At 70.2% G+C, this 14,150-nt stretch carries 12 protein-coding genes; 8 read left to right on the top strand and 4 right to left on the bottom strand.

From position 1 onward, the window contains the following. Positions 1-17: 17 nt before the first annotated feature. On the bottom strand, positions 18-1,874 hold the full coding sequence (locus OG254_RS08940) for an AAA family ATPase (RefSeq protein WP_351196378.1): 1,857 nt from the start codon (positions 1,872-1,874) through the stop codon (positions 18-20). A gap of 429 nt (positions 1,875-2,303) precedes the next feature. Further along, the gene (locus OG254_RS08935) at positions 2,304-2,957 is read right to left on the bottom strand and encodes a uridine kinase (protein ID WP_405579230.1); all 654 of its coding nucleotides are present in this window, start codon (positions 2,955-2,957) and stop codon (positions 2,304-2,306) included. A gap of 209 nt (positions 2,958-3,166) precedes the next feature. On the opposite strand from OG254_RS08935, the gene OG254_RS08930 reads away from it, so the two are divergent. The 5 genes from OG254_RS08930 to OG254_RS08910 all read left to right on the top strand — a co-directional run bounded on the left by OG254_RS08930 (position 3,167) and on the right by OG254_RS08910 (position 8,300). Continuing rightward, entirely contained in the window at positions 3,167-4,120 is a 954-nt protein-coding gene (locus OG254_RS08930; RefSeq protein WP_405579228.1) for a hypothetical protein, read from the top strand. A 124-nt stretch (positions 4,121-4,244) separates the two neighbouring features. Beyond that, the gene (locus OG254_RS08925) at positions 4,245-5,699 is read left to right on the top strand and encodes an amino acid permease (RefSeq protein ID WP_405579225.1); all 1,455 of its coding nucleotides are present in this window, start codon (positions 4,245-4,247) and stop codon (positions 5,697-5,699) included. A gap of 246 nt (positions 5,700-5,945) precedes the next feature. Next, positions 5,946-7,307, top strand: coding sequence for a peptidase C39 family protein (locus tag OG254_RS08920; RefSeq protein ID WP_405579223.1), 1,362 nt, complete (start codon positions 5,946-5,948; stop codon positions 7,305-7,307). Positions 7,308-7,353: 46 nt separating this feature from the next. After that, positions 7,354-7,494 carry an SCO1431 family membrane protein gene (locus tag OG254_RS08915; RefSeq protein ID WP_405579221.1) on the top strand — a complete coding sequence of 47 codons (141 nt, stop codon included), beginning with the start codon at positions 7,354-7,356 and terminating at the stop codon, positions 7,492-7,494. 146 nt (positions 7,495-7,640) lie between these two features. Further along, on the top strand, positions 7,641-8,300 hold the full coding sequence (locus OG254_RS08910; protein ID WP_405579218.1) for a TetR/AcrR family transcriptional regulator: 660 nt from the start codon (positions 7,641-7,643) through the stop codon (positions 8,298-8,300). A 64-nt stretch (positions 8,301-8,364) separates the two neighbouring features. Here the strand turns inward: OG254_RS08910 and OG254_RS08905 are convergent, their stop codons facing one another. Continuing rightward, the gene (locus tag OG254_RS08905; RefSeq protein ID WP_405579215.1) at positions 8,365-9,603 is read right to left on the bottom strand and encodes a glycoside hydrolase family 18 protein; all 1,239 of its coding nucleotides are present in this window, start codon (positions 9,601-9,603) and stop codon (positions 8,365-8,367) included. 334 nt (positions 9,604-9,937) lie between these two features. Here OG254_RS08905 and OG254_RS08900 point away from each other — a divergent pair, with 334 nt between their 5' ends. The 3 genes from OG254_RS08900 (at position 9,938) to OG254_RS08890 (ending at position 13,679) form a co-directional block, all read left to right on the top strand. After that, positions 9,938-11,110, top strand: coding sequence for an acyl-CoA dehydrogenase (locus OG254_RS08900; RefSeq protein ID WP_405579212.1), 1,173 nt, complete (start codon positions 9,938-9,940; stop codon positions 11,108-11,110). A 417-nt stretch (positions 11,111-11,527) separates the two neighbouring features. Continuing rightward, complete coding sequence (locus OG254_RS08895; RefSeq protein ID WP_405594907.1) at positions 11,528-12,568, top strand: hypothetical protein; 1,041 nt, start codon at positions 11,528-11,530, stop codon at positions 12,566-12,568. 13 nt (positions 12,569-12,581) lie between these two features. Further along, positions 12,582-13,679, top strand: coding sequence for a phosphotransferase family protein (locus OG254_RS08890; RefSeq protein WP_405579209.1), 1,098 nt, complete (start codon positions 12,582-12,584; stop codon positions 13,677-13,679). Between the two features lie 25 nt (positions 13,680-13,704). On the opposite strand, the gene OG254_RS08885 is transcribed toward OG254_RS08890, so the two are convergent. Further along, positions 13,705-14,145, bottom strand: a complete 441-nt coding sequence (locus OG254_RS08885) for a hypothetical protein (protein WP_405579207.1) — start codon at positions 14,143-14,145, stop codon at positions 13,705-13,707. Positions 14,146-14,150: the final 5 nt, after the last annotated feature.

Raw genomic sequence — 14,150 nt, 5'->3', positions numbered from 1 at the left:
TCGGGCCGCGGGATCCGTCACATGGCCGACGGATCCTGCGGGCCCCGTCCCGACAGCACTTCGCCGTAGGCCTGCATCAGATCCGGCAGCCGCAGCGTCGACAGCTCGTCCCGCGTCAGCGCACCCGGGTAGGTCGTCAACCGCAGATCCCGGTACGCACAGCTCTTCTCGTACAGCGTCCGCAGGAACCGCCCGTTGCCCAGCTCGTCGATCCACCCCTGATCGACCACATGCCCGGCGATCGACCGCAGCTCCTCCAGCGCCTCCTCGTCCCACGCGTCGCCGTTCTCCGCGGCGAGGACCTCACCGATCGAGGTGAGTTCCAGGGGGCGGTACGAGGGGAAGTCGACCCGGGTCGTGAAGCGTGACGACAGTCCGGGGTTCGCGGCCAGCAGCCGGTCCATGCCCTCGGGGTAGCCGGCCAGGATCACGACCAGGTGGTCGCGGTTGTCCTCCGCCCGCTTCAGCAGGACCTGCAGGGCCTCGTCGCCGTAGGCGTCGCCCTTGCCGTAGCCGGTGTTGGACAGGGAGTACGCCTCGTCCACGAACAGGACCCCGCCGAGCGCGGAGTCGATGAGCTCATTGGCCTTCACGGCTGTCTGGCCCAGATACTCGCCGACCAGATCGGCCCGCTGGGCCTCCACGAGATGGTCGCCGCCCAGCAGGCCGAGGGCGTAGAAGACGCGGCCCAGGATGCGGGCGACCGTGGTCTTGCCGGTGCCCGAGGGGCCGGAGAAGACGAAGTGCCGTTTCGGCGGCTGCACCGGCAGCCCCTGCCCGGTGCGCAGCCGGGCCATGTTCAGCTGGGCGGACAGCGCCTTGACCTGGCGCTTGACGGGCTCAAGCCCCACCATGCGCTCGAGCTCGGCGAGCGCCTCCTCGAGTAACGCGGGGTCGGTCGGCCCGGCGGGCAGCGGCTGCGACGACACGGCCGTCTTCTCGCGCACCGCCGGATCCACCACCGACGGAATCGGGCCCGTCGGTGGCAGGTCGGGGTCCGACAGCTTCAGGTCCCGGCCCTCGGTACCGAAGAGCGGGTCGAGCCCGTCGGCCATGTCCTGTCCGAACCCGGTGAGCGTGATCGCCGCGAGGTCGGTGGGGTCGTCGTAGCCGTCGCCCTCGGCGATGGCCGCGAGCCGGGCCGAGGTGTCCATGAAGGCGGGGTCGACGCGGTGCACGGCCCGGTAGAGCGGGAGGGCGGCAGCGGAGCGGCCCGTGCCCTCGTGTGCCCGGGCCAGCCAGTAGCGCAGCTCCTTGCGCTGCGGCTGCTCGCTGCGGCACCGCATCAGCGCGGCCGACAACAGCGGCTCGGCCTGCCCGTACATCTCGAGCCGCACCCGCGCCATGCCGCCGAACAGGCCGGCCTCGATGCCGAGCATCGGATCGTCGAGCAGCGGGTCGGTGTGCCGGACGAGCTGATCCCAGTCCTTGACCAGATAGGCGCGGCAGGCGTGCAGGAAGCGGACCTGGTGGTCGGTGTCCACGGGCGGGAGCCCGGCGAGCGCCCGGTCCAGCTCCGGGACGTGCCGGCCGTCGAGCCAGTGCGAGGCGTGCGCCAGCAGCAGGTCCCGGGGGCTCTCCAGGACCGGCTGCACCCACCAGCCAAGCCAGTACCAGGAGTTGAGCGTGCGCCGATGTCGGGCGCGCTGTTCCCCGAAGCGGTCCCGGTGCCGGTACATCCGCAGCAGCGCGGTCGTCGTGTCGACGCGCAGCGCGTGCAGCCCGAGCCAGCCGTCGGCCATCCCGGGATCGATCCTCACCGCGGTGCGGAACTCCTCCTCCGCCTGCGGATACGCCCCCATCGTGTAGGCATCCACACCTCGCAGCCAGGCGAGGTCGGCCGGGGCCTCGGGGCCCTGCGTGCCGAAGTCCATCCCGTCCCCCACAAACCGTGCCCCCGTCGGTTGGCCGGCCGCGCGCCCGGCGGCCGCCTTGATCGAACCGCCGTACCGCGGACCGGAGTTGCAACGGTGCGCAGAGCAGCCGTACGAAGGTCGCACCGAGGGCATCGTACCTGCGAGGGCATGGCCCGCCCCAGGGTGCCGCACCGGCCGTTTGGCGAGGTGGGAGCAGATCGGGGGAATCACGATTGGTGACCGAGGGTGAGCGAATCACGCCTCTCGGCGCCCGAAAAGAGAAGTCCGGGCAGAACGAAGCCCCCGATCACGGGGGAACAACCGGGGGCTTCGCGTCTTCGGGCGGTCTCGAATGACCGCACATTCAGAACGTAAGTCCTGTACGGCCCCCGGGTCAAGCCGAGTTGAAGCACTCCGGGAACTTGTCCGGGGCGGCTCTTCACAAGTTCAGCACACTGCCGATGGGTCGTCACCGTCTGTGATGACCTGGTCCGGTCCAGCAGTCCCAGCAGGCCCAGGAACCACCTCATATCCCTTGCCGCACTGCCGAACCAGAAGGTCGGCGAACGGCCGCGAAGGGTCGTCGGCGAAGTGTCTGAGCTCCGCCCTGACCCACCCGTCCCAGAACTCCCGCTGTTCCTCCCCGTCCCGCGAGCGACCCCGCGTCCACGACTCCTCGTGCGCCAGCTCCATCCACAGCAGCCGGGCGAGATACGGGCGCAGCGCTCGGCGGCCGGCGCCGACGCCCTCGACGACGATCACCGGGGCGGGCGGGAGCGCGAGCGGCGGTCCGAAGTGGCGGGCCCGCCAGTCGTAGGGGGTGTAGTGGGCGGTCCGGCCGTGCGCGAGGGGCGAGATCACCTGGGCCTGCAGCCGCTCGGTCCACTCGAACAACTCGTCGTGGCTGGCGATGTCGTCGAGGTGCAGCACCGGGGCGTCGTCCAGCTCCCGCGCCAACTGCCCGGCGAACGTGGACTTTCCGGAGCCGGCGTGCCCGTCGACGCCGATGAGGCGGACCGGGCCGCAGGACGGGGGGAGGCGGCGCAGCCGCGTGGCGAGGTCGTGAATCGTTTTTCCTGAATGTGCGGCGGGGGTGGGCATATTTCGTTGGAACATTCTAGTAGTGGGTGAAAGCGGATGCTGCGGCGGGATGAGAAAAGGTGTCGCTTTGAACTAGCCGGCGGATGTCCGCAATGCCGCCGAAAAAGTCCGGCCACCAGGGTGGAATCCGCGTTCCGGTTGAGGCCCACGCTGAGTAAGGTGCCAGAGGCACAACTGTGAGGTGACGTAACGGGGATGGGCTGGGACACATGGCCGCGGGGTTATTCGAAGGGCAGTATGTGTGGCATCCGGCGGCCGACGACCGCGTGCTGGCCAGCGTATGCGTCGACGTACGGGCGGGGCGATATCTGAGCGCCCGCGACGCCCTGGCCGAAACCCGCGGTGACTTCCCGCTGCGTGCCCACCGCTCCCTCGTACTCGCCTCGGAGGCCGCCGACTCCGACCTCGTCGAGCGCTGGCTGACGGAGGAGCCCGGCCTGGAGGCCGCCCTGATGTGGGCGCGGGTCGCCGTGCTGCGGGCGCTGCGCGCGGCCGACGACCGTGACCCGCGCACCGACGCGCTGGAGCGGATAGCGCTGGCCGCCTGCGAGCGGGCCACGACCGCGGACCCCGGCGATCCCACGCCCTGGGTGGCGAAGCTGGCCATGGCCCGGCTGCACCGGCTGCGCGACCAGGCGCCGCGCGGGCTGCTCACCGCACCGCCCGGGCCGTGGCGCCTGTTCGCGCACGTCCTGTCGCTCGACCCCTGGCACCGCGAGGCCCACCACCGATTTCTGGCCTCCTTCTTCCCCCGGTACGGCGGCTCGGTGACCGGCGCCTGGGACGTCGCCGCCTTCCTCGGCCAGCGGGCGCCCGCCGACTCGCCGCTGCGCCTGCTCCCGCTCGTCGCCCTGGTCGAGTGCTACGACCCCACCCAATTGCTCGCCGACCGCGTCTGGGAGCAGCCGCAGTGGCGCTCCACCGCCCTGGACATCCACCAGAACTGGCTGCCCGCGGTGGCCGGCTACCCCTTCACTCCCGTCCTCGACCTGGCCTACCTCGCGCATGCCCTGGTCATGGGCGGGTGCGAGGCGCAGGCCCGCGCCGTGTTCACGGCGATGGGGCCCTTCGCCTCGCGCATGCCCTGGTCCGTCTTCGGTGACCCGGCCGAGCAGCTGTCCCGGGCGCGCCGCGCCTGCGGGCTGCCGGTGCCGGGCGCCTGACGTGCCGCAACCCCCCACCGAGAGAAAGGTCCGGCCCGTGTCACACCGGATATCCGCACCGCGTGCCCGAGCACGCGGGGGAGTGGATCCGACCGCACTGGACGACGACGCCACACTGCATGCGATGGGTTATCCGAGAAAACTCACGCGTCGCTTTCAGGCGTTCGACAATTTCGCCATCTCTTTCACCATCATCAACATCATCTCGGGTATTTTCTCGGGCTTCGGTTTCGGTCTGAACGCGGGTGGCCCGAGCGTTCTCGTCTTCGGCTGGATCGGCGTCTCCGTCATGGTGCTCTTCGTGGGAGCAGCGATGGCGGAAGTCGCCTCTGCCTATCCGACGAGCGGCGCGCTGTATTTCTCCGCCGGGAAACTCGCCAAACGCCACAAGGGCGCCTGGTCCTGGTACACCGGCTGGCTGAACTTCGTGGGCCAGGTGGGTGGCACAGCCGCCACCGGGTACGCGGCGGCCACCTTCATCCAGGCCTTCATCGCCCTCCAGTGGCCCTCGTACGAGCCGACCGGGCACCGGACGGTGCTGATCACGGCGCTGGTCATCGTCCTGCAGGGGCTCGCCAACACCTACACCGTTCAGCTGGTCGCCGTACTGAACAGGATCTCCGTCTGGTGGCTGCTCAGTGGACTCGTGGTCATCGTGACCGCACTGACCGTCATTCCCGATCACCATCAGTCGGCCTCGTATGTCACGCATTTCGCGAACAACACCGGTTTCACTAGCGGCCTTTACGGAGGGATGCTCGGACTGCTGGTCACCAGCTGGACCTTCACCGGCTTCGACGGCAGCTTCCACATGTCCGAGGAAACGGTCCGGGCGACGGTCAACGCCCCGCGGGGGATCACGCGGGCGATCGCTTACTCGGCAATCGCGGGACTGCTGCTGATGCTCGCATTGGTCTACAGCATTCGTGACTACGACCGGGTGGCGGGCGCCGACGCACCGCCCGTGCAGATCCTCATCGACGGGCTCGGAGTGGGCACGGCGAAGGCGCTGCTGCTGATCGTGATCGGCGCGATGCTCTTCTGCGGCCTGGCCAATCTCACCAGCAACACCCGGCAGATCTTCGCCTTCTCCCGGGACGGTGCGATGCCGGGTTCGCGCTTGTGGCACTCGGTGTCGCCGCGCACCCGCACCCCCGTCAAGGCGGTGTGGCTGGCGGTCGGCTGCTCGCTGACGCTGGTGGTACCCGGCTGGTGGTCGCACACGGCGTTCACGGCCATCGTCAGCGTGAACGTCGTCGGGCTCTTCCTCGCCTACGCCGTTCCGATCCTGCTGAGGCTGCGGCTCGGCGACGAGTTCCAGCCGGGGCCCTGGCATCTGGGCCGCTGGGGACGGCCGGTCGGGATCGTCGCGGTGACCTGGATCCTGCTCAGCAGTGTCCTGTTCATGCTGCCGCAGGCGTCACCGGTCACCGCCGACTCCTTCAATTACGCGCCGGTCGCCCTGGGCGTGGTCCTGGCCGTGGCCACGGTGTGGTGGTTCACCACCGCCCGCCGCCGCTTCCACGGCCCGGTCAGCTACGGCCGGCCCGACGAGGTCGCGGCGATGGATCTGGTCTGACGACCCGTCATCGGCCCCGGCGCATGCCGTCACGGCGGTGTGCACCGGGGCCGATCCCTTCATCTCGCCCTGTCCGTACGGTGGTTGGCGTGCTCGGGCCCCTCCCGTCGATGCCAGTGGTCGACACCAATATTCGTAGCCACGCCAGGGACCGAAGTGCTGGCAGAGGCTGCCCCTTGCGTTCATAGTTGGCGGACAGCCGTGCACAGGATCCGCCCGACTCGGACACCTGGGGGTCATTCGCCCATGAGCAGAGCCGAAGAGCCGTCCCGCAGAACCGTCCTCGCCGCCGCGGTCGCCGCAGCCGTCGCCGGTGGCGCGGGCCCGGCCGCCGCCGACAGCCCCGCCGACCCCGTGCCCCCTGGCGAGGCCGTCGCCCCCACGGTCGACAACCGTGCCTGGACCACGTTCACGGACTGGCGGGGCGGGACCGCCGACGGCACCCGAGCCGTCGCGGGCCACCGCCCCGGCATCGTGATCGCCGCGCCCGCGGGCGCCATCGACTACACGGACCCCCACACCGGGCGGACCGCGCGCTGGGAGTACGCGACCTGGACCTCCCCGGTCCACCGGCTCCGCGTGCCCGCCACCGAGGCGATCGCGTCCTGGAACGCGCACACTCCCGACGGCACCTGGCTCCAGATCGAACTCGAGGGGACGTACTCCGACGGCGCCGCCACCCCTTGGTACGTCCTGGGCCGCTGGGCGGCCGGTGACCAGGACATCCGGCGGACCTCGGTCGACGACCAGAGCGACGGCAGGAGCAGCGTCTGGACGGACACGTTCGCGATCGACGACCCGGCGACCGGGCTGCGCCTGACCGCGTACCGGCTGCGGCTGACGCTGTACCGCACGCCCGGCACGGGGATCACCCCCATGGTCTGGCGGGCCGGCGCGATGGGCTCCGACGTCCCCGACCGCTTCACCGTCCCGGCCTCCACTCCCGGCCTCGCCCAGGAGCTGACCGTCCCGCGCTACTCGCAGGAGACCCACGTCGGCCAGTACCCCGAGTACGACAACGGCGGCGAGGCCTGGTGCAGCCCCACCTCCTCGCAGATGATCGTCGAGTACTGGGGCAGCCGCCTCACCCCGGAGCAGCTGGCCTGGGTCGACCCGGCGTTCGCCGACCCGCAGGTCTGCCACGCGGCCCGGTTCTGCTTCGACTACCAGTACGAGGGCTGCGGGAACTGGCCGTTCAACGCCGCCTACGCGGCCACCTTCGAGGACATGCAGGGTGTCGTCACCCGGCTCGGCTCGCTCACCGACCTGGAGACGCTGATCGCGGCCGGCATCCCGGCCATAACGTCCCAGTCCTTCCTCAAGGAGGAGCTGACCGGGGCGGGGTACGGCACCGCCGGGCATCTGATGACGGTCATCGGCTTCACCGCCGACGGCGACGTGATCGCCAACGACCCGAACTCATCGAGCAACGACGCGGTGCGGCGGGTCTACAAGCGGCGCGAGTGGGAGAACATCTGGCTGCGGACCAAGAGGTACAACGCCACCGGCAAGGTGGTCTCCGGCACCGGCGGCATCTGCTACCTCTACTTCCCGGCCTGCCCGACCCCGCGCCAGCGCGCCGCGCTCGCGGCCGTGGGAGTCCTGTGAGCAAGGTCTCCGCCGCAAAAGCCGTCTCCGATGGCAAGGTGGGCATATGACCGCGCACTCATCCATGGCCGACCGGGTCCGCACCGGAGGCCCCAAGGAAGACGGCCCGAAGATCTTCGAGCACGCCATGGGCTGGACCCTCGTCGTGGTGGTCGCGATGCTCGTCACGCAGCTCGGTCTGCTGTGAGCTGACCCACACGTAAGCCCTTGTGCGGACATATCCCGACCCTGTTGTCGACGGGTCCGTCAGAGCCGATCAGACTCGAACAGGTGGCTGGTGAAGGTCTGACATACTGCGGATGTCCCGCCCCCCGTTGAACAACAGGGTCTAAATTGAATATTAGTCAACAGCGCGACGCGGCCCGTCCCCGGGCGCGCGGCACCGAACGTTCGGTGGCGCGCCGTGCCGAACTCATCGCCATTGGGCGCAAGCTGTTCGCCGACACGTCGTACGACGCGCTTTCCATGGACGACATCGCACGCCAGGCCCATGTCGCCAAGGGGCTCATCTACTACTACTTCCAGTCCAAGCGCGGCTACTACCTGGCGATCATCCAGGACTCCGTCGCCGACCTGGTCACCTATGCGGCGAGCGGCATCGAACTGGATGAGGTGGACCGGGTCCACCGCACCATCGACAGCTATCTGCGCTACGCCGAGCACAACCAGGCCGCCTACCGCACCATCGTCAGCGGCGGCGTCGGCTTCGACACCGAGGTGCACGCCATCCGGGACGGCGTGCGCGAGGCGATCGTCGCGACCCTCGCCGAGGGGGCGTACGGCCGCAGCGACATCGCCCCGCTGGCCCACATGGGCCTGCTCGCCTGGGTGTGCAGCGTGGAGGGTGCCACCCTCGACTGGATAGACCGCCCCGAGCTGCCCCGGGACACCATGCGCGAGCTGCTGGTGAAGATGCTCGGCGGCGCCATGCGTTCCATCGAGGAGCTCGACCCCTCCTACCGGGCCCCGGAGCCGGCCCGCCGGGACGACTGACCCAGGGCGTGCGCATGGGGCGGAGGTCTCGTGGTCCTCCGCCCCAAGCCCCCCGTGGGACCGGCTAGTTGATCGCCTTGATCAGCTCACCGTTCGCCGTGTCCCCGCTCAGTTCCCAGAAGAAGGTCCCGCCCAGCGACTGCTGGTTCTTGTACGCCATCTTCGTGCCGATGGTGGCGGGGGTGTCGTAACTCCACCAGTTGGTCCCGCACTTGGCGTACGCGGTGCCGCCCACCGTCCCGGTCGACGGGCACTTGGTCTTGAGCACCTTGTAGTCCTCGATGCCCGCCTCGTAGGTGCCGGCTGCCGCACCGGTCGCCGTACCGCCGGGCGCCGCCTGGGTGACGCCGGTCCAGCCGCGGCCGTAGAAGCCGATGCCGAGCAGCAGTTTGGACGACGGGATGCCGAGGCCCTTGAGCTTGGCGATGGTCGCCGAGCTGTGGAAGTCCGCCTTCGGGATGCCGGAGTAGGAGTTCAGCGCCGAGTGCGGAGCCGTCGGACCGGTCGCGTCCCAGGCTCCGAAGAAGTCGTACGTCATCGGGTTGTACCAGTCGACGTACTGTGCCGCACCCGCGTAGTTCGCCGCGTCGATCTTGCCGCCGCTGGTGGCGTCGGCCGTGATCGCCGCGGTGACCAGGTTGCCGGAGCCGAACTTGGCGCGCACCGCCGACATCAGGTTCTTGAAGGCCTCACGGCCGCTGGTGTCACAGGTGGCGCCGCAGGCGTTCGGGTACTCCCAGTCGATGTCGATGCCGTCGAAGACATCCGCCCACTTGGAGTTCTCGACCAGGTCGTAGCAGGACTGGGCGAACGCGGCCGGGTTGCGCGCGGCTTCGCCGAAGCCGGTCGACCAGGTCCAGCCGCCGAAGGACCACAGCACCTTCAGGCCCGGGTGCTTCTTCTTGAGCTCACGCAGCTGGTTGAAGGTGCCGCGCAGCGGCTGGTCCCAGGTGTCGGCGACGCCGTCCACCGACTCGGCGGCGGTGTAGGTGCGCTCGGTCGCGGCGTACGAGTCGCCGATCGCGCACTTGCCGCCGGTGACATTGCCGAAGGCGTAGTTGATGTGGGTCAGCTTGGCCGCCGAGCCCGAGGTCTCGATGTTCTTGACGTAGTACTTGCGGTCGTAGGTCCCCCATTCGGTGAAGTAGCCGACGACCTTGGAGCCGGCGGCCAGCTTCGGGGAGGAGGCGGGTTCGGCGGTTGCGGTGCCCGCGCCGGCGAGCAGTCCGGCGCCGAGGACGGCCGCACAGGCGGCGGACACGAGCGCCCGGAAGCCGTTGCGGGGGCGGTGCGAGATGTGCATCGGGTGTCTCCTCGTGGGGGAGAGGGGAGCATGCTCCGATTGGCATGAACGCGCTGATGCGTTGATCCGTCACCGTAGGAGGACTAGACCAGTACGTCAATGGTTCGGACCAATTTCGGGGTCGCGGATAACTTGCTGGACACTTCTTTGAGTGAGCGGTCGTTAACTGGTGACTCGATGCCGCCGATCGGGCATACTCACAGCGCACAGCCGCTGGTCAGCAGCTTCCGAGACCCGGGAATGCGAGCATCGGCCCGGCACCAGTGAGACCCGGCGGAGCCGCCCCACCCAAGGCGTACGTCCGCCGACGTGCCCGACAGGGAGGATCGTCGACATGCCCGACCGCGCCCCGCAGCCGGTGGACCGTCAACTGCCCACGGACGAGGCCCGGGATCTGATCTCGCTCGTCCGCGACATCGCGCAGCGCGAGATCGCCCCGAAGGCGGCCGAGGAGGAGGACGCGGGGCGCTTCCCGCGCGAGGTCTTCACCCTGCTCTCCGAGTCCGGACTGCTGGGCCTGCCGTACGACTCCGAGTACGGCGGCGGCGACCAGCCCTACGAGGTCTACCTCCAGGTCCTCGAAGAGCTCGCCGCGGTCCGCCTCACCGTGGGCCTCGGGGTCAGCGTGCACACCCTGGCCTCCTATGCCCTGGCCACCTACGGCAGCAAGCAGCAGCAGGTCGAGCACCTCCCCGCGATGCTCGGCGGCGGGCTCCTCGGCGCGTACTGCCTCTCCGAGCCGTCGTCCGGTTCGGACGCGGCCTCGCTGCGTACGAAGGCGGTGCGCGAGGGCGACGGGTGGGTGATCAACGGGACCAAGGCCTGGATCACGCACGGCGGCATCGCCGACTTCTACACCGTCATGGCCCGTACCGGCGAGGACGGTCCACGCGGGATCAGCGCCTTCCTCGTGCCCGGTGACGCGGCCGGTCTGAGTGCGGCGGTGCCCGAGAAGAAGATGGGCATGAAGGGGTCGCCCACGGCTCAGGTCCACTTCGACGGCGTCCGGGTCGGCGACGAGCGGCGCCTCGGCGACGAGGGCCAGGGCTTCGCCATCGCCCTGTCCGCGCTCGACTCCGGCCGGCTCGGCATCGCGGCCTGCGCGATCGGCGTCGCCCAGGCGGCGCTCGACGAGGCGGTCGAGTACGCGACCGAGCGCCGGCAGTTCGGTAAGCCGATCGCCGATTTCCAGGGCCTGCGCTTCATGCTCGCCGACATGGCGACCCAGATCGAGGCGGGCCGCGCGCTGTATCTGGCGGCGGCACGGCTGCGCGACGCCGGCCGGCCCTTCGCCAAGCAGGCGGCGATGGCCAAGCTGCACTGCACCGACACGGCGATGAAGGTCACCACCGACGCCGTCCAGATCCTCGGCGGGTACGGCTACACCGCGGACTTCCCGGCCGAGCGCTACATGCGCGAGGCCAAGGTCCTGCAGATCGTCGAGGGCACGAACCAGATTCAGCGGATGGTCATCGCCCGTCACCTAGCTGGTCCCGAGGGCCGCTGAACTGGCCGTGCCTGACCTGCGGCGCCGCGAGCCGGATCCACTCCGGGTCGTGGTGCCCGGGCAGGGTGCGGCCGCGGTCGGCCCACATGCGCATCAGATCGCGGTAGATCGGCGGATCCGGCGGCTGCGGGGGCGCCGGCGGCTGAAGCGTTCCTGCGGGCCGGGGGACGAAGACGCGGTGCTGGGGCCCGGTCCCGTGGTAGGTGTGGGGCATATCAGGGCAACGCGGAGGTGGGTGGACAAGTCACCGCCCGTCGGATTCGGGCGTGAGTTCACCCTTGTCCGGCTCCCACTCTGGTCACCCGAGGCTGTCTGACGTACCGTCAGCCCAGCCCGCGTCCAGGGAGGTTTGCCGTGGCCGACGACGACCGCCCGGTACCGCTCGACGAGTACCCGGTGCACCAGGTCCCCCTGTCCATGAAGCACGTCGCGACCAGCGACCGGAACGCCTACGACCGCTGCATCTTCCACGTGCTCGACCACCGGGGGCGTGCACTGCTCATCCTCGGTCTCGGGGTGTATCCGAACGTCGGGGTGATCGACGCGTACGCGACCCTGCGGGTGGGGGACACCCTGCACGCCGTACGTGCCTCCGACGCGCTCGGCGACGACCGGATGCGGCTCGCCGTCGGGCCGCTGAGGATCGAGGTGGAGGAGCCGCTGCGCCGGCTGCGCCTCGTGTGCGACGACGACACCCTCTCGTACGACCTCTCCTGGACCGCGGAGTTCCCGGCCCTGTGGGAACCCCATCACGTCCAGCGCCGCGGCGACCGGCTCACCCTCGAAGGGCGTCGCTTCGTGCAGGCGGGGAGCGTGACGGGCGTGATCCGCGCCGCCGGAGAGGAGTTCCGGGTCACCGCCGCCGAGTGGACCGGCACCAGGGACCGCAGCTGGGGCGTGCGCCCCATTCCGGGGGAGGAGGGCGGACGTGTCGCCCAGGAGCATCCGACCGAGGGCTTCCACTGGATATGGTGCCCGGTCCGTTTCGAGGACCGGTTCCTGATGGTGATCGTCCAGGAGGACGCGGACGGACACCGCTCGCTGAACGAGGCGACGCTGGTCCACCCGGGCCGGCGCGACCGCCAACTCGGCTGGCCCCAGGCCGAGATCACCTACCGCCCCGGCACCCGCCACCCCGAACGCGCCCTCATCCACCTCGGAGACGTCCGCAAGCCGCAGGAACTGGAGGTGGAGATCCTCACCTCCTCCCCGCTCGCCGTCGGCGCCGGTTACCCGCCCGCCGACGACTGGCAGCACGGCACCTGGCGCGGGCGCGGCTGGACCGACCGGCGCACCTACGACCTCACCGAGGCCCACCCCCTGGCCGCGTACGGCGTCACCGACCACGCCGCGCGCTTCCGGCTGGACGGGCGGATCGGCCACGGCATCTTCGAGCACGGCTCGTTCGGGCGACACGACCCGAGCGGCTTCGCGGACTTCAAGTCGGTCGCACCCTAGGGGGTTTTGCGTCATGGCAGCCACGGCACCGCGCCCGCGCACCAGCACCCGGGACCCGCAGGAGATCACCCGCCGCCTCACCGCCTGGCTGCGCACCAGGCTGCCCGGCGCGCAGGCGGTCGGCGTCACCGTCCCCGAGTCGAACGGCCTGTCCAGCGAGACCCTGCTCTTCGACATCGAACACCCCGAACAGCCGGTGCGCGCCTGCGCGTTGCGGCTCGCGGCCGACCCGGCGGCCTACACCGTCTTCCCGGTGTACGACATGCCGCGCCAGTACCGGACCATGCGTGTCGTGGCCGAGCACACGGATCTGCCCGTGCCGAAGGTGCTGTGGCTGGAGGAGGACCCCGGTCCGCTGGGCGCGCCCTTCTTCGTCATGGAGCGCGTCGAGGGGCGCGTGCCGCCGGATGTCATGCCGTACACCTACGAGGGCAACTGGCTGCACGCGGCGAGCGACGAGGAACGCGAGCGGCTGGAGGCGGCGACGATCGCGCTGCTTGCCCGGCTGCACGACCAAGTTCCGTCGCCGCAGGCCGAGTTCCTCGCCCTGCCCGGTGCGGGGGACGCCCTGCGGCGGCACGTCACGGCCCAACGCGCGTACTACGAATGGGTGGTTGACGGACTCGCCCGCTCACCGCTGATCGAGGACGCGTTCGACCGCCTGGAGGACCTCTGGCCGCGCGATCCGGGCACACCCGTGCTCAACTGGGGCGACGCACGCATCGGAAACATCGTCTACGACGGCTTCGCCCCCGCGGCCGTCCTGGACTGGGAGATGGCGGCACTGGCCCCGCGCGAGGTCGACCTGGGCTGGACCGTCTATCTGCACCGCTTCTTCCAGGACCTCACGGTCGCCTTCGGACAGCGCGGACTACCGGAGTTCCTCCGCCGCGACCGCGTCGAGGCCCGCTATGCCGACCTCACCGGGCACACCCCGCGCGACATGGACTTCTACACGCTCTACGCCGCCCTGCGGCACGCCGTCGTCATGCTCCGGATCGCCTACCGTCAGGCGCACTTCGGCGAAGTGGCCGTACCGGCGGACCCGGACACACTGATCCTGCACCACGGCAGCCTGCGAGCCATGGTGCAGGGCAGCTACTGGAATTGAGCGACGCGCGAAGGGCGGCCTGAGCTCAGGCGGCCTCGCGCCGCATGACCGGGACCCTGATGGGGCGTGAGCCCGGGCCGCCGACGTGCGAGAAGGGCTGGGTCCGCCAGTCGAGCCCCTGAGGGAGCGTCAACAGCAGGGCGGTGTCCTGCTCCTGGGGCTCCGTCGACTCGTCGGCGGAGCGGGCCTCGGCGGCCCTGCGACCCGTACCGGCGCAGACCGTGAGCCCGAACGGGTTCCACGGCGAGGCGCACAGCGCGTGCTCCGGCAGGACCTCCTCGTCCGCCAGCAGGGCGATGGGCTGCGCGCAGTCCGGGCAGATCACCCGGTACATCTCGAAGGTGTCGTACGCGTCGAGTTCGTCGTCGTCCTCCAGGGCGTCGGGTTCGACGCCCTCCGGAGCGGGCTCGACGACCAGTTGCGGCCGCTTGGGCGTGGTACGACCAGGGCGCTTAAGACTCTGCATGGGAT

The organism is Streptomyces sp. NBC_01092 (assembly GCF_045039535.1).
Classification (GTDB): Bacteria; Actinomycetota; Actinomycetes; order Streptomycetales; family Streptomycetaceae; genus Streptomyces.
This window is presented reverse-complemented; position numbering and strand designations above follow the sequence as displayed.